Source organism: Streptomyces lomondensis (genome assembly GCF_014651035.1).
Taxonomy (GTDB): domain Bacteria; phylum Actinomycetota; class Actinomycetes; order Streptomycetales; family Streptomycetaceae; genus Streptomyces; species Streptomyces lomondensis.
The window spans coordinates 125,063-146,799 of sequence record NZ_BMWC01000014.1; the positions used below are offsets into that span (position 1 = coordinate 125,063).

Annotated in this window: 18 protein-coding genes; 11 read left to right on the forward strand and 7 right to left on the reverse strand. The window is 72.4% G+C overall.

Going from position 1 to position 21,737, the window contains the following annotated elements; all coding sequences use genetic code 11:
- Positions 1-29: 29 nt before the first annotated feature.
- Positions 30-7,304: a non-ribosomal peptide synthetase gene (locus IE255_RS34110; protein WP_190054308.1), complete on the forward strand. Its 7,275-nt coding sequence runs from the start codon at positions 30-32 to the stop codon at positions 7,302-7,304.
- Positions 7,305-7,455: 151 nt separating this feature from the next.
- Positions 7,456-8,673, forward strand: coding sequence for a glycoside hydrolase family 64 protein (locus IE255_RS34115; RefSeq protein WP_190054278.1), 1,218 nt, complete (start codon positions 7,456-7,458; stop codon positions 8,671-8,673).
- Here IE255_RS34115 and IE255_RS34120 read toward each other — a convergent pair.
- From IE255_RS34120 to IE255_RS34135, 4 genes are all read right to left on the reverse strand, one after another.
- Complete coding sequence (locus tag IE255_RS34120) at positions 8,651-9,415, reverse strand: restriction endonuclease (RefSeq protein WP_190054279.1); 765 nt, start codon at positions 9,413-9,415, stop codon at positions 8,651-8,653. The genes IE255_RS34115 and IE255_RS34120 overlap by 23 nt on opposite strands.
- A gap of 154 nt (positions 9,416-9,569) precedes the next feature.
- Positions 9,570-10,193, reverse strand: a complete 624-nt coding sequence (locus IE255_RS34125) for an Rv1733c family protein (RefSeq protein WP_190054280.1) — start codon at positions 10,191-10,193, stop codon at positions 9,570-9,572.
- Between the two features lie 175 nt (positions 10,194-10,368).
- Positions 10,369-10,743: a TraR/DksA family transcriptional regulator gene (locus tag IE255_RS34130; RefSeq protein ID WP_190054281.1), complete on the reverse strand. Its 375-nt coding sequence runs from the start codon at positions 10,741-10,743 to the stop codon at positions 10,369-10,371.
- 57 nt (positions 10,744-10,800) lie between these two features.
- A complete protein-coding gene (locus IE255_RS34135; protein WP_190054282.1) occupies positions 10,801-11,130 on the reverse strand; it encodes a TraR/DksA C4-type zinc finger protein in 330 nt (109 codons plus the stop codon).
- 367 nt (positions 11,131-11,497) lie between these two features.
- Here IE255_RS34135 and IE255_RS34140 point away from each other — a divergent pair, with 367 nt between their 5' ends.
- The 4 genes from IE255_RS34140 (at position 11,498) to secD (ending at position 15,884) form a co-directional block, all read left to right on the forward strand.
- The gene (locus IE255_RS34140) at positions 11,498-12,457 is read left to right on the forward strand and encodes a sensor histidine kinase (RefSeq protein ID WP_190054283.1); all 960 of its coding nucleotides are present in this window, start codon (positions 11,498-11,500) and stop codon (positions 12,455-12,457) included.
- Complete coding sequence (locus IE255_RS34145; RefSeq protein WP_190054284.1) at positions 12,454-13,107, forward strand: response regulator; 654 nt, start codon at positions 12,454-12,456, stop codon at positions 13,105-13,107. The genes IE255_RS34140 and IE255_RS34145 overlap by 4 nt, the downstream gene beginning before the upstream one ends.
- Positions 13,104-13,553, forward strand: a complete 450-nt coding sequence (locus IE255_RS34150) for a hypothetical protein (protein ID WP_190054285.1) — start codon at positions 13,104-13,106, stop codon at positions 13,551-13,553. Before IE255_RS34145 ends, IE255_RS34150 begins: the two co-directional genes overlap by 4 nt.
- A 66-nt stretch (positions 13,554-13,619) precedes the next feature.
- Positions 13,620-15,884: a protein translocase subunit SecD gene (secD, locus tag IE255_RS34155; protein ID WP_190054286.1), complete on the forward strand. Its 2,265-nt coding sequence runs from the start codon at positions 13,620-13,622 to the stop codon at positions 15,882-15,884.
- Between the two features lie 11 nt (positions 15,885-15,895).
- On the opposite strand, the gene IE255_RS34160 is transcribed toward secD, so the two are convergent.
- Entirely contained in the window at positions 15,896-16,231 is a 336-nt protein-coding gene (locus tag IE255_RS34160) for a hypothetical protein (protein WP_229906709.1), read from the reverse strand.
- Between the two features lie 235 nt (positions 16,232-16,466).
- On the opposite strand from IE255_RS34160, the gene IE255_RS34165 reads away from it, so the two are divergent.
- From IE255_RS34165 to IE255_RS34175, 3 genes are all read left to right on the forward strand, one after another.
- A complete protein-coding gene (locus tag IE255_RS34165) occupies positions 16,467-17,303 on the forward strand; it encodes an endonuclease/exonuclease/phosphatase family protein (RefSeq protein WP_190054287.1) in 837 nt (278 codons plus the stop codon).
- A gap of 69 nt (positions 17,304-17,372) precedes the next feature.
- Complete coding sequence (locus IE255_RS34170) at positions 17,373-18,092, forward strand: transporter substrate-binding domain-containing protein (RefSeq protein WP_190054288.1); 720 nt, start codon at positions 17,373-17,375, stop codon at positions 18,090-18,092.
- Between the two features lie 101 nt (positions 18,093-18,193).
- Positions 18,194-19,198, forward strand: coding sequence for a ketopantoate reductase family protein (locus IE255_RS34175; RefSeq protein ID WP_190054289.1), 1,005 nt, complete (start codon positions 18,194-18,196; stop codon positions 19,196-19,198).
- Positions 19,199-19,255: 57 nt separating this feature from the next.
- On the opposite strand, the gene IE255_RS34180 is transcribed toward IE255_RS34175, so the two are convergent.
- Positions 19,256-20,089, reverse strand: a complete 834-nt coding sequence (locus tag IE255_RS34180) for an alpha/beta fold hydrolase (protein ID WP_190054290.1) — start codon at positions 20,087-20,089, stop codon at positions 19,256-19,258.
- A 184-nt stretch (positions 20,090-20,273) separates the two neighbouring features.
- Between IE255_RS34180 and IE255_RS40045 the strand changes: the two genes are divergently transcribed.
- Positions 20,274-20,399, forward strand: coding sequence for a hypothetical protein (locus IE255_RS40045; protein WP_267975126.1), 126 nt, complete (start codon positions 20,274-20,276; stop codon positions 20,397-20,399).
- A 180-nt stretch (positions 20,400-20,579) separates the two neighbouring features.
- Complete coding sequence (locus IE255_RS34185) at positions 20,580-21,005, forward strand: hypothetical protein (RefSeq protein WP_190054291.1); 426 nt, start codon at positions 20,580-20,582, stop codon at positions 21,003-21,005.
- 172 nt (positions 21,006-21,177) lie between these two features.
- Here the strand turns inward: IE255_RS34185 and IE255_RS34190 are convergent, their stop codons facing one another.
- Positions 21,178-21,717, reverse strand: a complete 540-nt coding sequence (locus tag IE255_RS34190) for a TetR/AcrR family transcriptional regulator (RefSeq protein WP_190054292.1) — start codon at positions 21,715-21,717, stop codon at positions 21,178-21,180.
- Positions 21,718-21,737: the final 20 nt, after the last annotated feature.

Here is a 21,737-nt window from a genome sequence, read left to right on the forward strand (position 1 = left end):
CCGCCGCACTGGACCGCGACCTCGCGGCGATGACCGAACTCTCGCGGCGCATCGCCGAGCAGATGGGCACACCCGCCGCGCCCGCCCCGGAACCGCCGCGCGTCCACGGCCCCCGGGTGTCGGTCACGCGGACCTCCGGCATGGTGCGGGACGCCTCCCCGCACTCCCAGCAGGAGCACCTGGACGACCTCGTCCGCCGCTACACCGCCCGCACCCCGACCTCCAAGCGGATCGCCCAGCGCTACCGCCGCGTCCTGGCCGACAGCCGAGCCGTCGTCGGCTTCCGCAGCGCCACCAAGGAGATGCTGTACCCGATCGCGGGCCGCAGGGCGAGCGGGGCACGGCTGGAGGATGTCGACGGCAACGAGTACGTCGACATCACGATGGGCTTCGGCGTCCTCCTCTTCGGCCACGAGCCGGACTTCGTCACCGACGCCGTACGCGAGCACCTGTCCCGCGGCATCCAGCTGGGCCCCCGCACCATCGAGACCGGTGAGGCGGCGGAACTCCTCGCGGACCTCACCGGGCTGGAGCGCGTGGCCTTCGCCAACTCGGGCACGGAGGCCAACTCGGCGGCCATCCGCCTCGCCCGCGCCGCCACCGGCCGCGACAAGATCGTCACCTTCCTCGGCGCCTACCACGGCCACGCCGACAACGTCCTCGGCCGCTCCTCGGGCAGTGGCCCCGACCGCATCACCGTGCCCGTCTCCCGGGGCATCCCCCAGGCCGCCGTCTCCGATCTGCTGGTCCTCGACTACGGCAGCGACACCGTCCTGGAGACGATCGCCCGGCACGCCGGCGACATCGCCGCGGTCGTCGTGGAGCCGGTCCAGAGCAGACACCCCTCGCTCCAGCCGGCCGAGTTCGTCCGCAGGCTGCGGGAACTGACCCGCCGTCACGGCATCGTGCTGCTCTTCGACGAGATGCTGACCGGCTTCCGCCCGGCCCCGCGCGGCGCCCAGGAGCTGTACGGCGTCACCCCCGACCTCGCCACCTACGGCAAGCTCCTCGGCGGCGGCTTCCCCATCGGCGCCATCGCCGGCCGCGCCGACATCATGGACGGCGTCGACGGCGGCCACTGGTCCTACGGCGACGACAGCTACCCGCCCGCCGACACCACCTTCTTCGGCGGTACGTACATCCAGCACCCGGTGTCGATGGTCGCCGCCCGCGCCGTACTGACCCACCTCAAGGAGCACAGCCCCCGCCTCCAGGAGCGGCTCAACGCGCGCACCGCCGAACTGGCCGCGACGCTCAACGACTTCTTCGAGGCCGAGGAGTACCCGCTGCGGATGAGCCACTTCGGCTCCCAGTTCCGCTTCGAGCACCGCGCCGACATGGAGCTGCTCTACCACCACCTGATGCTGCGCGGCGTACACGTCTGGGAGTGGCGCAACTTCTTCCTGTCCACCGCCCATTCGGACGGCGACATCGAGTTCGTGGCGGACGCCGTACGGGACTCCCTGCGCGAGCTGCGGTCGGCGGGGTTCTTCCCGGGCGGGCCGATCGTGGCGCCGAAGCCCGCGCCGGCGAAGCCGGAACCACAACCGGCACCGAAGCCGGAAGCACGGCCGCGACTGCAAGCGGCTGCTCCCGCGTCGCAGCCGGCCCCCGTGGCCGCCATGCCCTGGAACGCCGCGGCGGTCACCGCGCCCCGCACCGCGCCCGCGAAGGAAGCCGCCCCGCGCACCACCCACTTCAGCGTCTACTTCTTCGGCGACTACCCGCAGGACGAACCCGCGCCCCGCCACGGCCAGTACGAACTCCTGATGGAGATCGCCCGGTTCGCCGACCGGCACGACTTCCACGCACTCTGGATGCCCGAGCGGCACTTCCACTCCTTCGGCGGCCTCTTCCCCAACCCGGCGGTCCTCGCCGCCGCGCTGTCCCGTGAGACCGAGCGCGTCCGCCTCAACGCCGGCTCCGTCGTCCTGCCGCTCCACGACCCGATCCGGGTCGCCGAGGAGTGGTCGATGGTGGACAACCTCTCCGGCGGGCGCGTAGGCATCGGCGTCGCCAGCGGCTGGAGCTCCAAGGACTTCGCCTTCTTCCCCGACCGTTTCGGCCGGCACAAGGAGCTGATGTACGAACAGCTGGAAGAGGTACGGCAGTTCTGGCGCGGTGACGCCCTGCGCCGCACCACCGGCGACGGCGAGGCCGACCTGCGGCTCTTCCCCCGCCCCGTGCAGGACGTTCCGCCCCTGTACACCGCGGTCGTCGGCAACCCCGCCTCGTACGAACTGGCCGCCCGCCACGACCTGGGCGTCGTCACCAACCTGATGACCCAGACCGTCGAACAGCTCCGGGAGAACATCGCCCGCTACCGGAGCACCCGGGCCCGGCACGGCCTGGACCCGGAGGCCGGGCGGGTGGCGGTCCTGCTGCACACCTACCTCGCGGACGACCACGACACCGCGCGCACCGAGGCGTACGAGCCCCTGTCCCGCTACATGCGCGCGTCCCTGTCCCTGTTCAGTGGCGTCACCAGCAGCCTCGGGCACAGCGTCGACCTGGCCGACCTGAGCGAGGACGACCTGGAGACGCTGTTCCGCCGCGCCTACGGCCGCTACTGCGACCAGCGCGCCCTGATCGGCACGGCGGACAGTGTCCGTCCGGTGGTGGACGCCGTGACCGCGGCGGGAGCCGACGAGATCGTGGCACTCGTCGACTTCGGCGTCGCGGCGGACGAACTGCGCACGGGCCTGCCGCGCCTGGACGCCCTGCGCCGTCACTACGACCGGCGGGCCACCGCCGGCTCGACACCCCCGCGCCCCGCATCCGTCCGACCGGTCCCCACCGACGCCCCCTTGTCACCCGGCCAGGAACGCATCTGGTTCCTGGAACGCCTCCTGCCGGGGCGAACCGCCTACAACGAGATCAAGGCGATCCGTCTCGCCGGCCCCCTCGACCTACCCGCCCTGCGCGCGGCACTGCGCGGTCTCGTCGCCCGGCACGAGGGCCTGCGCACGGTCTTCCGGGAGACGGGAGGCGAGCCCCGGCAGGTGGTGCGGGCGTCCGCCGAACCCGACTTCGAGGTCGTGGACGCCACCGGCGCTGCCGGAACCACGCTGCGGGACGTCCTGTCGGCCGAGAGCGCCCGCCGCTTCGACCTGGCGGACGGCCCGCTGTTCGTCACCCGGCTGGTCAGGACGGCCGAGGCGGAGCACGTCCTCGTGCTGTCCCTGCACCACATCGTGGTCGACGCCGCCTCCGCCACGGTCCTCGCCCGCGACCTGTCCGCCCTCTACCGGTCCGCACGCGACGGCACTCCCCACACCCTGCCTGCCCTCACCCGGAGTTACGCCGACCACGCCAGGGAGCTGGCGGCGTCGGCGCGGAGCCGGGAGGCCGGGGAGGACCTGGCGTACTGGCGCGCCACCCTCGGCGGTGAGCTGCCCGTCCTCGCGCTGCCCACCGACCGGCCGCGCCCGGCGACGATGACCTCCCACGGCCGGGCGGTCTTCCACACCCTCGACCCGGAACTCTCCCGGCGGCTGCGCGAGCTGAGCCGCACCCGCCGCAGCACCCTCTTCATGACCCTGCTCGCCGGATACGCGGCGATGCTGCACCGGGTCACCGGACAGACCGACCTGATCGTCGGCACCCCGATCTCGGACCGGCCCGAGGGCGCCGAGGACCTGCTCGGCTTCTTCGTGAACACGCTCGCCCTGCGGCTCGACCTGTCCGGCGACCCCGCGTTCGGCACGCTGCTGGACCGGGTCCGCACGGTCGCTCTCGACGCGTACGACCACGCGCGCGTGCCCTTCGAAACGGTGGTGCGCGAACTGGCCCCGGCCAGGGCGGTCGACCGGACACCGGTGTTCCAGGCGTTCGCCGAGTTCCAGCGGGCCGAGCCGTTCCGCTTCGACCTGCCGGGGATCGAGGCCACACCGCTGGACGCGGGCCCGGACAAGTCCCTGACGGACCTCACCGTCTACTTCACCGACCAGCCGCACGGCATCCGGTGCCATCTGGAGTACAACACCGACCTGTTCGACCGGCACACCGTCGACCGGTTCTTCGCCACCTTCCGGGACCTGCTCGCGGCAGCGGTCGACGCTCCCGAGGCACCCCTGTCGCGGCTCGGCCCGCCGGCCGCCGGCACAGCCGCCGAGGGCGACCCCGTGCCGAGGTCCTGGCAGCACGGCCCGTCCCGCCCGCCCGCGGACACCACCGTCCACGCCCTCTTCGCCCGGCGGGCCGCCGCGCAGCCCGACAGCACGGCGGTGATCAGCGGCGACCGCCGGCTGACCTACCGCGAACTGGACGACCACGCCGAGCGGTTGGCCTCCGCACTGGGGGAACGGCACGCGACGGACGGAGCCGAGCCGGTGGCGCTGTGGCTGCCCCGCTCCGCCGACCTCGTGGTCGCCATGCTCGCCGTGCTCAAGGCGGGCCGCGCCTACGTCCCGCTGGACCCGTCCCTCGGCCGGGCACGGGCCGAGCAGGTCATCACCGAGTGCGGGGCCCGGACACTGGTGTCGACGCCCGAGGAGGCGGCAGCCCTGAAGCTGCCCGGGCACGTGACCGTCGTGGGGCCGGACGCGACCGCGCCGCGCCGCGCCGAGTCCACCCCCGGCAACCAGGCGCCGTGCTGCGTCCTCTACACCTCGGGCAGCACCGGCACCCCCAAGGGCGTCGTGGTGTCGCACCGCGGGGTCGTCGACCTGTGCGCGTGGCAGCACCGCCGCTTCGCCTTCACCCCGGCCGACCGCAGTGCCGTGGTGTGCAGCCAGAGCTTCGACGCCTCCCTGCTGGAGATCTGGCCGGCGCTGACGGCCGGAGCCTCGGTCGCGATCGCCGCCGAGGAGCTGCGCGGGGACCCGCTCGGCCTGGCCCGGTGGTACGCCGAGCAGGGCGTCACCTTCTCGATCCTGCCCACCGCCCTCGGCGAGCAGGTGCTGCGGCTGCCTCCGGCCGACCAGCCGCCGCTGCGTCACCTGCTGCTCGGCGGCGACGTGCTGCGCACCCGGCCGCGCCCGGAGGCGCCGTACGAGACGGTGAACGTGTACGGGCCCACCGAGGTCACCGTGCTGTGCACCACGGAAACCGTCTCCCCGCAGGGGAAGGAGCCCGCCGAGCCGATCGCGATCGGGCGCCCGGCCGACAACGTGACGCTGAGCGTGCTCGACGCCTCCGGCAGCCCGGTGCCCGTCGGCACGGTGGGGGAGCTGTACGTCGGCGGCCCCGGCGTCGCCCTCGGCTATCTGCACCGCCCCCGGCTGACCGAGGAGCGCTTCCTGCCGGACCCGGACGGCGCCCGACCGGACGCCCGCAGGTACCGCACCGGCGACCTGGTCCGCTGGAACGGCGACGGCAAGCTGGAGTTCCGCGGCCGGGCCGACGACCAGGTGAAGATCCGGGGCTTCCGGGTCGAGCCGGAGGAGGTCTCCCGCGTCCTCGGCACACTGGACGGCGTGCGCGCGGCGGCCGTCCTGGCCCACCGCAACCACCAGGACGAGGCCTATCTGGCGGCCTACGCCGTCCCCGCCGACCCGATCGGCGCCGCGCCCGGCGACCGGCGGACGTTCGCCGACCTCCTGGCCGGGGAACTGGCGGCCCGCCTGCCGGAGTACCTGGTACCGCGCGCCTGGCGGGTCCTGCCCGCCCTGCCCGTGACGGGCAACGGCAAACTGGACCGCTCCGCGCTCCCGGCCCCCGACCTCGTCACCACGGCACCGAGCCACCGGCCGGGCGTCACCGGCGGCGAGCCGACGGCCGGCCCGCGCACGGACGTCGAGCGGCGCGTCCGCGCCCTGTGGGCGGCCGAGTTCGACCTGGACGCCGACGCCCTCGCGGCCGACACCTCGTTCTTCGACCTGGGCGGCCACTCGATCACCGCGATGCGGCTGGTCAACCAGGCCCGGGAGGAGTTCGGCACCGAGTACCCGATGCTGAGCTTCTACCAGGAGCCGACCCTGCGGGCCATGACGGCCCGACTGGCCGAGGCGGTCGGCGACCCGACGCCCGACCCGGCGCCCGAGCCCGGCCACGCCCCAGGCACGGTGGAACGCCGCGCACCCGCCACCGCCCAGCAGGCCCGCTTCGCCACGGTGCACGCCGACCACCTCCTGCCGCAGGTCTTCAACGTCGCCCTGCGCATCACCCTCACCGGGAATCTCGACGTACCGGCCCTGCGCACGGCCCTGACCCAACTGGTCGAGCGGCACGAGGGGTTGCGCACCCGCCTGGCCCGCAGCGTGGACGGCTGGGAGCAGCAGGTCCTGCGCCCCGGCCCGGTGCACCTGCCCCTCGACGACCTCACCGCGCGGCCCGCGCACGAGCGGCAGGCCGCCCTCGACCAGGCGAGCGCCGAGGCCACCGAGACACCGATCGACCCCACCCGCGGGACGCCGATGACCCTGCGCCTGCTGCGCACCGGCGACAGCACCTGGGTCCTGCTGCTCGTCCTGCACCACTCCGCCTGCGACGGATGGTCCGTCAGCCTGCTGCTGAAGGAACTCGCCGTGCTCTACGGCGCTGCCCGGCGGGGCGAACCCCACGCCCTGCCGCCGGTGCGGTGCCAGCCGGTGGCCTACGCGCGCTGGCAGCGAGACCAGGCCGACGAGCAGGCCGAGGAACGCAAACTGCGGTTCTGGCTGCGCGCACTGGACGGCGTGCCGTTCACCGTCGGCCTGCCCCTGGACCGGCCCAGGCCCGAGAAACCGAGCGGCCGGGGCGGGGCCGTGACCTTCACCGTGCCGGCCGGCGTGCGGGCCGCCGTGGAACGACTGGCGAGGCAGCGGGGCACGACGCCGTTCGTCGTCACGGCGGCGGCCCTGGGCCGGATGCTCGCTCAGCAGTCCGGGCAGCCCGACGTCGTGTTCAACATCTCCTACGCCAACCGCGAGCGCCGCGCGTTCGATTCCCTGCTGGCCTGCACGATCACCGGCTTCGCTCTGCCGGTGCGCGACGGGACCGCCGGTTCCTTCACCACGCTGACGGACCGGATCGCCCGCACGGCGGTGGAGTGCATGGACCAGGCCATGCCGGTGCGGCTCATCGCCCCCGCGCTGCGGGAGCACACGGGCGTCGAGGTGCCGGACCGGCTGGACGTCGGCTTCGCGTACCAGAACTCCCTGGACGCGGAGGTCGAACTGCCCGGCCTGACCACGGCCGTGGAGGACCTCGCCCCCGCCGCGTCCCGCACGGAACTCACCTTCGGTCTCGTCCCCGCCGGGGACGAACTGCGGGGCTTCGTCGAGTACTCGGCCGACCTGTGGGACCGCGCCACGATCGAGGCCTGGGCCCGCGACTACGTCGGCCTCCTGCGCGAGGAGACCGCCCGGGCGCTCGGAGACTGACTCCCGCCGCGACGCCGCTCGGAGGTGCGCCGCTCCCCGGCGCACCTCCAGCATGGTCTGAGGGCAGACTCATTGACATGTCTGTACCAACGCGCAACTCTGAGAGCGCTCTCAAAACCTGGATCGGCCCCTCGTCGAACGGAGGCAGAGCATGTTACGGACACTCAGACGCCGGGCTCGAGCAGTGGGGTCGGCCCTCGCCACGGCCCTCGCCACGGCCCTCGCCGGCTCACTGCTCGCGACCGGAGCCACCGCACCGGCCCACGCCGCGGTCCCCGCGACGATCCCCCTGAAGATCACCAACAACTCGGCCCGCGGCGAGCAGGTGTACCTCTACAACCTCGGCACGGAGCTGTCGACCGGACGCCAGGGCTGGGCCGACGCGAACGGCACCTTCCACCCCTGGCCGGCCGGCGGAAACCCGCCGACACCCGCCCCCGACGCCTCGATCCCCGGCCCGGCGGCAGGACAGTCGACCACGATCCGCATCCCGAAGTTCTCCGGCCGCGTCTACTTCTCCTACGGCCAGAAACTCGTCTTCAGGCTCACCACCGGAGGCCTGGTCCAGCCCGCCGTGCAGAACCCCACCGACCCCAACCGGAACATCCTGTTCAACTGGTCGGAGTACACACTCAACGACTCCGGCCTGTGGATCAACAGCACACAGGTCGACATGTTCTCCGCGCCGTACGCGGTGGGGGTGCAGCGAGCCGACGGCACCACCGCGAGCACCGGCCGGCTCAAGCCCGGCGGATACACCGGCTTCTTCAACGCCCTCAGGGGGCAGCCCGGAGGCTGGGCCGGCCTGATCCAGACCCGCCCCGACGGCACCGTGCTGCGCGCCCTGTCACCGCTGTACGGGCTGGAGACCGGCGCCCTGCCGGCCACCGTCATGGACGACTACGTCAACCGCGTCTGGCAGAAGTACTCCACCTCCACCCTGACGGTCACCCCGTTCGCCGACCGGCCGGGCACCAAGTACCACGGCCGGGTCTCCGGCGGCGTCATGCACTTCACCGACGGCTCCGGCGCCACCGTCACCAGCTTCCAGAAGCCGGATGCCGCCTCGGTATTCGGCTGCCACCGCAGGCTCGACGCACCGAACGACCAGGTACGCGGCCCGATCTCCCGCACGCTGTGCGCCGGATTCAACCGCTCCACCCTCCTGGTCAACCCCAACCAGCCGGATGCCACGGCCGACGCCTTCTACAAGGACGACGTCACCAACCACTACGCCCGCGAGATCCACGCGCAGATGGCCGACGGGAAGGCGTACGCGTTCGCCTTCGACGACGTGGGCCACCACGAGTCCCTGGTCCACGACGGCAACCCGCGCCAGGCCTACCTCACCCTCGACCCCTTCCACTGACGGGCTCCGCCGGCCGGTCTCCCGGCCCGCCCTCCCAGGGCCGGGGACCGGTGCCGTCCGTCCATGCCCGTAGGCCCTCACGGTCCACGCAGACGATCCCGCACCGGTCGGCGTACTCCAGCGCCGGCGTGGTGAAGTCGCTCGTGGTGACCAGCAGCGCGATGTCGGCCTCATGGACGGTGAAGCACGTACCGCCGAAGCGCTGGAGATCCTGCGAGCCGACCCGGTGGGAGTCCTCGTAGTGCTTGCACTGGACGACCAGCCGGCGCCCGTCGGGAGTCACGGCCACCACATCGGCACCCAGATCCCCGGCACCTCCCACGACGTCGACGTCGGAGCAACCGTCGCGTGCGCAGAGGCCGGCGACCGCCTCTTCGAACTCCTCGGCCGTCAGGGCGTCGTAGTCGACGGCGACCTCGGCGGCCGGGCGCTGACGGGGAAGCGCCCGAGCCTCCCACTCGTCGGCCACCTCCCGGGCCGCCTCGTCGAGCGCCGCCGCGGCCCGGCGCGCCGCTCTCGCCAGGTGCCACCGGCGTCCCAGGCCCGCGAAGGCCGTGACCCCCACGGCGACCAGGACGAAGACCCAGGCCGGGCGCCGCTCGACGGCCCCTGCCACTATCCGGACGGCGAGGCCCACGACGCTCACGAGCACAGCGAGAAAGACGAAGAACAGGGTGGTCGAGCGGAGATCGAACCCGCGCCGACGCTTCGCAGGCGGTGCGGGACGCACAGGTGCGGTCACGACATGCCCCCTCTCATGGGACCGGCAGAAAGATCACTTCCGCTGTCTGCCCAAGATCGGGATCTTCATCGCTCCCACCGCCGCGCCTTCGCCCCCGGAGAACAACGCCACCCGCCGCGGCTGCGTGTCGGCACCGCCGGCGACCGCGGTCGGGTCAGGGGGAGATCGTCCAGCGGGGTGCTGTTCTCGCCCAGTCCGCGTCCCAGCCGGCGAGGTTGCGCCGCTGCAGGACGTGGCGGGCGGCGCCGTAGCCGATGACGGCGGTCACGGGGACTGCCAGGGCGGCGAGGACGGCGCTCGCGATGCTGCGGTTGCGGACCTGTTCGGCGGTCAGCGGCGGATCGGTGATGCTTCCGTCCGCGCCGGCCCAGACGCGGACGGTGCTGCCCGCCGCCAACCGCGGCTGTACGTCGGTCTCCGCGGTGTGGATCCGGCCGGCCGGGTCGGTGAAGCGGACCTTGACCGGGTAGAGCGTCTTCTTCGCCTCGGGCGATCCCGGCTCGGGGTGGCGTGGGGCGTCGTGGAGGAGGATCGCGCTGGTCTCGTACCGGGTCAGCGCCTGGTGCCGGGCGGTGCGGGTGTAGTGGCGGTGGGCGGCGTCGCCGGCCAGGATCACGGCGGCGGGGGTGACGGCCGGCACGGCGAGCAGCAGGCCCAGGCCGATCCACGCCTGGAGCAGGTCGGTGCGGCGGCGCAGCGGGTGGCGCCGCAGAAGCCACAGCATGCGGCGGGGGAGTTCCTCCGGGGGCGGCTGCGCGGGAGGTATGCCGCGGTCCATGGTGTCCCTCCATCGATCGTCGGATGCGGCTGGGCGGGCGGACCTGGGTTGCCCGGAGGCGCCGGGCGGCGCCGCGCACGGCGGCGATGTGCGGGTCCGGCACCACGCGCAGCGGCGCGCGCCGATGCCCACGCCCAGGGCCATGCCGCACGAGCGCCCCTACGGTGCTGTGCGGTCATCGGCCGGCCTCCCTGACGTGCTGGCAGCGCGCGCAGTAGCGGGCCTGCGGCACGATCATCAGCCGCTCGCGCGCGATGGGGCCCCGGCACAGCCGGCAGGTGCCGTAGCGGCCTTCGTCCATGCGTCGGAGGGCTGCTTCGACGTCGGTGAGCACCATGCGCGCGGCGGCGGCGAGCATGACGTGCACCTCGACCTGGGAGGGAGCGTCGTGCCGCCGCAGGTCGTCCGCGCGGGAGGGAGCCGCGTCGGCGAGCTGCTGGAGCTGTTCCAGACGGAACAGGCGCTGCTCGGTGAGGTTCGCACGCAGGGCGGCGAGGTCCTCGGCCGACAGGCGCGTCACGCGGTCGGCGACGATCTGGTCGTTCACCACTGCACCCCCTGGGCAAAGAGCGATGGAGAGGAACGGCGGGGACCGGCTTGCCGGTGGTCAGGCGGTGGCGCGGCGCTGGCAGGCAACGCAGTAGGGGGTGTAGGGCAGGATCTCCAGGCGTTCCGCGGGGACGGGCTCGGCGCAGCCCAGGCAGCTGCCGTAGGTGCCGTCCTCGACGCGTGCGAACGCCTCGTCGATCTCTTTCAGGACGCGTTCGATGGCGCTGCGCTGCATGGACATCAGGTGATCGTCCCCGCCCTGCCCCGTCTCGTCGAGGGCGTGCAACTGCGTCAGCCGGGTGCTGCGGGCGTGTTCCAGACGCCGGCGCACGTCGTGTGCGGTCATGCGCTCGGGGCGGGGGCCGGTGAGGGGTGCGTCGACAGACACGGCAGGCCTCTTTCTCTGGGAGCCCTGGGAGCCCTGGGAGCCCTGGGAGCCATGGGGGCTCTGGGAGCTCTGGGAGCTCTGGGGGCGATGCTCCGACTGCGTGGTCATGCCTCCACCCTGGCCGCCTCCGGGGCGGATCCCCATCGGGCGCGGGCCCCATTTGCGGCAGACCGGAGGATGCAGGCCACCAGGGCGTGGGCAGGCCGTGCCGCGGGAAATGGGGGCCAGGCCCCATCGACCCGGCCGCGTCGCAGCGGGCAGGCTTGTGGCCAGGCTCGGCCGGCGGCCGGGCGCGGCGGCTCGTCCGGGATGCGTGATGCCCGACAGTGGAGGCAAGGCCGCATCTCAGAAGGAGGCGTAACGTCCGGTGTCCTTGTTCTGGCGGATCTTCGCCCTGAACGCCGTCGTCCTGGGCACGGCCACCGCGCTGCTGCTGTGGGCTCCGGTGACCGTCTCGGTGCCGGTGCTGCTGACCGAGGCGATCATTCTGCTGGGCGGTCTGGCCGTGATGCTGGTCGCCAACGCCGCTCTGCTGCGCTGGGGCCTGGCCCCGCTGGACCGGCTGACCAGGCTGATGACCACGGTGGACCTGCTGCGGCCCGGGCAGCGGCTGTCCGCGCACGGCGGCGGGGAGGTCGCCGAGCTGATCCGCACCTTCAACGCCATGCTGGAGCGGCTGGAGCAGGAGCGGGCCGCCAGCAGTGGCCGGGTCCTGCTCGCCCAGGAGGCCGAACGCCGCCGCATCGCCCAGGAGCTGCACGACGAGGTCGGGCAGAGCATGACCGCGATCCTGCTGGGACTCAAGCGCGCCGCGGACGACGCCCCCGGACCGCTGCGCGAGGACCTGCACGAGGTGCAGGAGATCACCCGGGAGAGCCTGGACGAGGTCCGCCGCCTGGTACGCCGGCTGCGGCCCGGCGTGCTGGACGACCTGGGCCTGGTCAGCGCGCTGACCTCGCTCACCGAGGACTTCGCCACCCACACCGGGCTCCAGGTCACCCGCCGCTTCGCCGCCGACCTGCCCGCGCTGGAGCCGGAGACGGAGCTGGTCCTCTACCGCGTCGCCCAGGAGTCGCTGACCAACGCCGCCCGCCACGCGGACGCCGCCGGGGTCGTCGTCACCCTGGAGCACACCGACGCCCGTGTGGTGCTGTCCGTCACCGACGACGGGTGCGGCATCAAGGCCCCCCGCGAGGGCGCCGGCATCCTCGGCATGCGCGAGCGCGCCCTGCTCATCGGCGCGACCCTGGACATCACCCCGGCACCCCGCGCCGGTACCCAGGTCAAGCTCACCGTGCCCCTGCCCAGGAAGCAGCCGTCCTCATGACCGAGAACATCCGCATCCTTCTGGCCGACGACCACGCCCTGGTACGCCGTGGCGTGCGGCTCATCCTCGATCAGGAACCGGGTCTTCAGGTGGTCGCCGAGGCGGGCGACGGGGCGGAGGCGATCGAGAGGGTCCGCGATCACGACATCGACCTGGCCGTGCTGGACATCGCCATGCCGCGCATGACCGGCCTCCAGGCCGCCCGTGAACTGGCCGGCCTGAAGCCGGGCCTGCGCATCCTGATCCTCACCATGCACGACAACGAGCAGTACTTCTTCCAGGCGCTGAAGGCCGGCGCCAGCGGGTACGTGCTGAAGTCCGTCGCCGACCGGGACCTGGTCGCCGCCTGCCGGGCCGCGATGCGCGACGAGCCCTTCCTCTACCCGGGTGCGGTCACCGCCCTGATCCGCAACTACCTCGACCGGGCCCGCCACGGCGAGGAGACCCCCGACCAGGTCCTCACCCCTCGCGAGGAAGAGGTCCTGAAGCTGGTGGCCGAGGGACACTCCTCCCAGGCGATCGCCGATCTGCTCTTCATCAGCATCAAGACCGTCCAGCGCCACCGCGCCAACCTGCTCCACAAGCTCGGCCTGCGCGACCGCCTCGAACTCACCCGCTACGCCATCCGCGCCGGCCTGATCGAACCATGAGCCGCCGCAACCGCCGGGAGGCCCGGCCGCCCACTCCTCAGCCGGCCCCCCGAGCACCCGGTGCCACCGTCGGCGACCGCCCTGCCGCAGCGGTCGCCGCATGGGCAGCCCTGCTGCTGATGCTGCTCACCGCCGTGATCCCGGCCGGTCCACGCCTCGCACCGGCCGACGCGGTACCCACCGGTGTGGTCGGCGCAGCCCCCGGCACCGGCCGACATGCCGACGACGGATGCGCCACGGCCTGCGTCCTCCAGGCAGCGACCCGGCACGAGCAGCACGGCGAACGCCCATCCCCGCCCGGGCAGTTCGCCACCCTCGCCGACGCCGAAGCCACCGCCCCGCGCCACCTCGCCCGGCCGGCGGCATCGCCGTCACCGGCGGCCTTCCTCACGGACCCGGCACCGGCAGACCGCGGCCGCGCACCGCCCCCGCCCTCCGGCATCTGACCCCACCCTGTTCCCTCACCGCGGCCGCGCCGGCCGCCGCCGCGGTGTGCCCGCCGGAGGCCCCGCTTGATTCGTTCCGCCCGGGTGAGAGCCCTGCTCGCTCTCACCGTGATCGCCCTGTCCCTGTACATCACCTTCACCGTGCCGGTCCGCCTCGGCCTGGATCTGCGCGGCGGCACCCAGATCGTGCTCGAAACCCGCTCCACGCCCACCGCCGAGGCCGGCCCCGAGGCCACCGACCGCACCCTGGAGGTGCTGCGCGGCCGTATCGACGCGCTGGGCGTCGCCGAACCCACCCTGCACCGCTCCGGCAGCAACCGGATCATCGTCGAACTGCCCGGCGTGCAGGACCCGAAGCAGGCGGCCGACGTGCTGGGCCGCACCGCGCAGCTCACCGTCCACCCCGTATCCGCCGCGGCCCGCGGTGCCGACGATGCCCCCGACCCCCGGCCGAAGCGGCCCCGCGAACACGTCCTGCCGGACGAGTCCGGCCGGCTCCTGCGCCTGAAACCCGCGGCCCTGACCGGACAGGACGTCAAGGGAGCCGAGGCCCGGTTCGACCCGCAGACGGGCGCCGGATGGCACGTCACCGTCGACTTCGACGCCTCCGGCCGCGGGACATGGGGCCGGCTGACCGGCGAGGCCGCCTGCCACCCGGCAGGGGATCCCGCGCGCCGTATCGCCATCGTCCTCGACGAGAAGATCATCTCCTCACCGCAGGTCGACCCGTCGGTGCCCTGCGAAGCCGGCATCACCGGCGGCACCACCCAGATCACCGGGTCCTTCACCAGCACCGAGGCCCGCGAACTGGCGCTGCTCATCAGCGGCGGCGCCCTGCCCGTCCCCGTGGAGACCGTCGAACAGCGCACCATCGGCCCCACCCTGGGCGCCGAGGCCATCACCGCCGGCGCCTGGGCCGCCGTCATCGGCACCGCCCTGACCGCACTGTTCATCATCACCGTCTACCGGCTCATGGGCGCCCTCGCGGTGCTGGCCCTGGCCGCGTACGGCCTGATCTCCTACGCCGCCCTGGCCGCTCTCGGCGCCACCCTCACCCTGCCGGGCCTGGCCGGGTTCGTCCTGGCCATCGGCATGGCCGTCGACGCCAACGTGCTGGTCTTCGAACGCGCCCGCGAGGAGCACACCAACCGCCGCCGCTCCAGCCCCCGTTCGGCCCTGACCGCCGGCTTCCGCAACGCCTTCAGCGCGATCGCCGACTCCAACATCACCACCCTGATCGCAGCCGGCCTGCTCTTCCTCCTCGCCTCCGGCCCCGTGCGCGGCTTCGGCGTCACCCTGGGCATCGGCGTCCTCGCCTCCATGATCAGCGCCCTGGTCGTCACCCGCGTCCTCGCCGACCACGCCGCATCCCGTCCGTGGGTGCGCCGTCGTCCCCACCTGACCGGACTGGCCACCGCCGGCCGGGTCCGCGACCGCATCGAGCGCTCCCAGCCCCAGCTGGTGCGCCGGCCACGCCGCTGGCTGGCCGTCTCCGCCGCCGTGCTGGCCCTGGCCGCCTCCGGCATCGCCGTCCGCGGCCTCGACCTAGGCGTCGAGTTCACCGGCGGCCGCCTGATCGAATACACCACCACCCGCCCCGTCGACCCCGAACGCGCCCGCACCGCACTCGCCGACGCCGGCTTCCCACGCGCCGTCGTCCAGTCCTCCGGCGACAGCGCCCTCACCGTACGCACCGGGGGCCTGACCAACGCGCAAGCGGACACGGTCACCCGTACCCTCACCACACTCGGCGGAGACACGGAGAAGATCCGCGACGAACTGATCGGCCCCAGCCTGGGCGAGGAGCTCCGCCGCAACGCCCTCATCGCCCTCGGCGTGGCCCTGACCGCCCAACTGCTGTACCTGGCCGTCCGCTTCCGCTGGCTGTTCGGCACCGCCGCGGTCGCCGCGCTCGCCCACGACGTCGTCATCCTGGTCGGCGTCTTCGCCTGGCTCGGCAAGCCCCTCGACGGGGTGTTCCTGGCCGCGCTGCTCACGGTGATCGGCTACTCGGTCAACGACTCCGTCGTCGTCTTCGACCGCATCAGGGAGCTGTGGCGGCGCGACCGCAAAGCCCCGCTGCCGCTCCTGACCAATCAGGCGATCCTCCAGACGCTGCCCCGCACGGTCAACACCGGCATGGGCGCCGCGCTCATCCTCACCGCCCTGGCCGTCCTCGGCACCGACACCCTCACTGACTTCGCCCTCGCCCTGCTCATCGGCCTGGCGATCGGCACGTACTCCTCCGTCTTCACGGCCGCCCCCCTCGCGATCGAGATCAACCAGCACACCACCCGGCTCCGCAACGCGCCACGGAGGGAGCCGTGCTGAAGGACCCGCACTCACCGTTCCCGAAGGCGCCACCACCACCAGCGCCCCGCCGTCCACTCGCTCGCCCAGCCCGGGTCCGGGAGCGTACGGCGCTCGAACTCCTCGTCGATGCGCTCCACCAGGCGGCCCAGATCGGCTCGGGCCCCTCGGGGCAGGTGCCGCAGGGCCACGTCCAGGTCGTCTCGACCGTCTTCGATCTCGATGCCGGGGCTCTCGTAAGGGTCTGTGAGATACCGTCCCGGCTGCTGGAAAGCCCGCTCGAACCGGCTCAGTGCATCAGCGACGGCGTCCGGCCGCAGGAATCGGGCCTCGACGCGTCGCACCGCGGCTCGAGTTCGTGCCGACACGGACGGAATCCGACGGACCGGCAGGTGCTTGGGCGGCCGCCACCGCTCGGCGCGGACGGCCTTCGGGCGCCTACGCGGCATTGCCCTTTCGCATCGAAACCATGCCGGCATTCTGCCACGCTCGCCCAGAATCAACTGAGCCTTTTCTTCCCTTCCAAGGCATGGTTCACAACCCCGTCTCATAACCTCAGGGAGGAAGACCTCAGACGCCACACCTAGCCACGTCAAGGAGGCGATGGTGCTCCCAAGGGGCGCGCGGCTGCTCACAGGCGCCATGGCCATGCTCTGCATGGTGCTGGTCGGTCCCAGCGCACCGAGCGGTGCCGTCGCCGGGGCGCGGCCCGTCGAAGCCGTCAGGGACGCCGTACCGAACCGGGTCATGACGTGGAACATCTGCAACCCCTGCGACGCCGGCAACGTCGACCGGGCAGCGGAGATCGCCACGTACGCCCCCCAGGTCATCGGCCTGCAAGAAGCGTGCGTGCGCGACGTCGAGAGAATCCGCGACTACCTGCAGAACCTTCACGGGCTGGTCTACCACGTCAAGTACGGGACGGTTCTCCAGGATTGGGGCCGCTGCGGCGGAGCGCCCTGGAATCCGGGAGCCTTCGGGCAGGCGATCCTCTCGGCAGCACCGATGACAGACCACATCGACGTGGAATATCCCGAGGGCGGATCCGAGGACCGTGGATACATGGCCGTCACCACCCTCGTGGGCGGCCGGCCCGTCCGCGTCTTCAACACCCACCTCGCCCAGCGACGCCAAGAGTCAGTCCGAGCAGGCCAGACCGGGGTACTCGCCGCGGACGTCGCCCGGCACGACCGCGCGATCGTTCTCGGCGACCTCAACGCCGTGCCGGACGCCCCGGAACTCGACCCGATATGGGCCCTGGCCACGGACACAGACCCCCAGTGCCACCCCTCGCCCACCGGCACCTGCCAGCCGACCACCGACTGGCAGAGCAAGTTCGACTACGTCTTCCTGCGAGGCATCACCCCCCTCAGGCACCGCGTCCTTCCCACCCCCCACTCGGACCACCACCTCCTGCACACCGACGTCGACCCGGCGTAGGCCTGTCTCTCTCCGAGGAGCCCACCGCCGTCGGGGTCCATGCCACTGGCGAGAACTACACTCCGCTGCGTGACGATACCTACTGCTGTCATCAAGGACCTGGCGCCGAGCGCCGCGTTACGCGTCTCGATCAATCTGGGCAATCCGGTGCTGGCTCAGGGCACACCGACGGCGCCGACCGGCGTCACGGTCGACATCGCGCGTGAGGTCGGCAGACGGCTGGACGTGCCGGTGGAGTTCGTGTGCTTCGACGCGGCGCGGAAGTCGTACGAGGCGATGACGGCGGGCCGGGCCGACCTGTGCTTCATGGCGATCGAGCCCGCACGTGAGACCGAAGTCGCCTTCACCGCACCGTACGTCGTGATCGAGGGCGTGTTCGCAGTGCGTCACGGTTCGTCCCTCACCACGACCGCTGACGTCGACAGCCCGGGCGTGCGCATCGGCGTGAAGCGAGGGTCTGCCTACGACCTCTTCCTCACCCGCACCCTTCGGCACGCCACCCTGGTGCGCGGGGAGGAAGGAGCGGACGTGTTCCTGGCTCAGGACTTGGAGGTCGCGGCGGGTATCAGGCAGCCTATGACCGAGTTCGTCGGGAAGCATCCCGAACTCCGCTTGATCGAGGGCCGGTTCATGCAGATCCAGCAGGCGCTGGGCACGACCAGGACCCGACGGCCGCAGACCGTCCAGTTCCTCCGGGACCTGATCGAAGAGCTGAAGGCCAGCGGATTCGTCGCGGACGCACTTCGGCGGGCGAATCAATCCGACGCGCTGGTCGCCCCACTCGCGTAGCCGTCATCCCGGTGCTGGGAACGTGTCCCCTGCGTGAGCGCGGAGTCCCGGACCCGGACGACGCGATCGACACACACTGAAGCTGAAAACCAGGGAGCGGAATGCGCTACGTCATCATCGGGTCCGGAGCAGTCGGCGGTTCGATCGGGGGGCGGCTGCACGAAAGCGGCCGATCCGTCGTCCTGGTCGCCCGCGGCGCACACTTCCAGGCGCTGCGCGACAACGGCCTGCGGCTCACGGTCCCCACCGGCACGCTCACCCTCGACGTGCCCGTCGTGGCACGGCCCGAGGACGTCGAACTGCGCGACGACGACGTGCTCGTCCTCGCCGTCAAGACCCAGGACAGCGTGGCCGCCCTGGACGCCTGGGCCGCGCGGCCCGTGGCGGGCGGAGGCACGGCGGGCGAACGCCTGCCTCTGGTGTGCGCCCAGAACGGAGTGGAGAACGAGCGCCTGGCGCTGCGCCGCTTCCGCGAGGTGTACGGCGTGTGCGTCATCCTGCCCAGCACCCACCTGAACCCGGGCGAGGTCGTCGCACCCTGCGGCCCGTACACCGGCGCCCTGGTCATCGGCCGGTACGGGACGGGCCCGGACGACACCGCCCGGCGGATCGCGGACGACCTGGAGAAGTCCCGCTTCCTGGCTCCGGTGGTGGCGGACGTGATGCGCTGGAAGTACGGCAAACTCCTCGGCAACCTCGCCAACGTGGTCGAGGCCGTGTGCGGCTCCGCCTCGGGCACCACCGCGCGGGACCTGGTCGCCCGGGCGAAGGCCGAGGGTGCCGCGGCCCTCGACGCCGCGGGCATCGCCTACGCGAGCGAAGCCGAGATCACCGAGCTGCGCAGCGGGACGGTCGACCCGCAGCCGATCGCCGGCGAGCCCACGCGAGGCTCGTCCTGGCAGAGTCTGGCGCGGGGCGCGGGATCGATCGAGACGGACTACCTCAACGGGGAGATGGTCCTCCTCGGCCGCGAGCACGGCGTGCCCACCCCGGTCAACGAGGCCCTGCTGCACGCCGCCCAGGAGAGCGTGCGCCGGAGCCGCGAGCCGGGCAGCCTGACGGCCGAGGAGCTGAGCAGGCGCATCGCCGAGGGCGTCACTGGGTGAGAAGCGGCGGGCCGCCCGGCTGCGCCGCTGCCCCGCCGAACTGCATGAACGACAAGCTCATCCGTTGAGGAATTCGGTGATCGGCGGAGCGATCTTCTTCGGTGCCATGACGACGGCGCCGTGGTTGAGGCCGGGCAGGGAGCGGTGGTCGGCCTGGGGCAGGATCTGGGTGAGGGCGCTGGCGGCGCGCTGGAAGGCGGCAGGGCTCTTGCTGCCGGTCAGCACACGGATGGGCACAGCCGCGCCCTTCCACTCGTCGGGGTCGAGCGGCTTGCCCTGCTGAGTGTCGCCCATGACCGCGATGTCGTAGGGCAGGGTGGGTGCCAGCTTGGTGAGGTTCGCCCACATCTTCGGCATGAGCTTCATGAAGAGCACGGCGATGCCGGGCATGCCCTGCACCTTCGTCATGAAGTACTTGACCGCGTCGCTGTCACGGCCCTGTGCAAGCAGCGCCGCGACCTGCTCCGCAAGGTCTCGCGGCGGGCCGTCGTCGCCGTCCGCCACCACGAACGGCGGCTCGTACAGGGCCAGGCGGTCGATATTCAGTCCGGCTGCGGCCGCACGCAGCGCGAGCACCGCTCCGGAGGACGAGCCGAACAGCGATGCCGACCCACCGACGTGCTCGATCAGGGCGGCGATGTCCTCGATCTCGCGTTCGACGGCATAGCTGTCGGCATCGCCGCTGGCGCCCCGGCCGCGCCGGTCATAGTTGATCACCATGAAGTGCTCGGCGAGGAGGGCGGCGAGCTTGGTGGTGTCGGAGCGGTCGGCCAGGGCGGAGGCCACCAGGATGACGGCCGGCCCGCTGCCCCACGTCTCGAATGCGATCTCGGTGCCGTCGGCGGAGACGACGCGTTCAGTCTTGGCTGTCGGCTGCTGGGGTGCGGACATGTCCTTCTCTCCGTCGCATAGGTTCGCACAGGGGCTGTACTGCTGTGGCGTGAGCTGCTGATGTTGAGACGCCCGACGGACGGAAAACTCATCGGCGCCCCGGGGATCAGGACGCGCAGTGACGAAACTCCCTGCGGAAAGCGGATCCTGCGGGGCCGGCGTCCGGGAGGCTCTGCCGCAGCGGGTGACCGCCCATGCTGTCCTGGCTCAGGCCCTGTCCGGCATCAGCGGTTCCGTCGGCGGGGAGCTGCCGGCCGACATCGACGCCGTCGAGGTGACCGGCCCGCAGGGGGAGAGCTGGGCCGCCTGAAGGGCGGCGCCACCGGACCAGGCGGTCAAGGTTGCCCGGCACGCCCCCTTTCACCTCTTCGGCTGACGCGGCGACAGATTCGGTGTGAGGGTGCGGCGCGCCGGACATCACAGGCGCACAGTCACCGCGGCGGGCCGCCCCCGACCACGCGGCCCGCCTGCCCGATCCAGGGGGAAACCTATGACAACGCCGCGCTCGATCGTTTGCACGCTGCTCGGCCTGGCGCTGGCCGGCACGACGACATCCGCCCACGCCCACAGCCCGGCATCGGCAGCGCAGGCCGCCGTGTGCGTGGTCATCGCCGAGCAGCCCAGCCGCGCCGACGACGGGGTCTTCATCCGCGTGGTGCGGTGCATCGACGACAACGGGCCGCTGTACCACACCAACGTGCACAACTACAGGAACCACCTGTTGCCGCTCAATCAGTCAGACGTCGCGATCCTGAAGGACGCCGACTTCAACGTCCTGCACGCCACTCCCGGCGTCCGGGGCAACCCGGGCATCAACACACCCTCCGCGTACGCCAACAGCGGCGTGCAGGCCTGCCTGGAGACCAGCCGCTACTCAGGCGGCCGCAAGCAGATCTGCACCGGCGTGGCGGGCTAGTCCGCCAGCGGCGACGCCTGCGCGTCAGTCGCCGAGACGGCGCGCGGCAACTTCCATGCCGCAGCTATCTGCACGCTGCGCACGCCGCGCAGCCCGGGGGAGGCAGATGAGCGGTAATGCAGGTCGGACGACAGCCCTCGAAACCCGTCGGCGCGCGGCTGGGCCGGCCGGGTCAGGTGGCGCCGAGTCCGGCGATCAGGGACTGGACCACCATGTCGGCTCCCTGGGCAGGGGACAGCTCCGGCATCTCGTGTGCGGCAATGTTGGTGAGGTGAACGAGTAGGGAGCGGGCCCAGCGGTCAGGAAGACCGGGCCGGATGACACCCTCGCGGACCGCACGCGCCATGAAGGCGTCGAGTTGCTCGAGCAGTCGCTGGAGGCGGGCGGCCATCGCGTCGTCGTCCGCCTGCTGGACGTTCACGGGCCACCGCCTGCTGGCGGCGATGATGCCCTCGGCGTACCGGTGCAGTGCCACCGCCACAGGGGCCTCCGCCAGCCGCGCCTGGGCGACGACCTTCTCGCAGGCATCGAGCTTGGCCACGTAGACGGCGGCCATCAGTGCCTCGCGGGTCTTGAAGCGGCGGTAGACGGTACGTCGGTCGAGGCCCGCCGCCGCCGCGATCGCCGCGACGCTCGTGCTCGGGTCGCGTGCCAGCAGGTGTGCTCCGGTCTGCAGGACCGCGTCCAGGTTGCGTGCCGCGTCAGCTCTCATCGTGACGGAAGCATACCCAG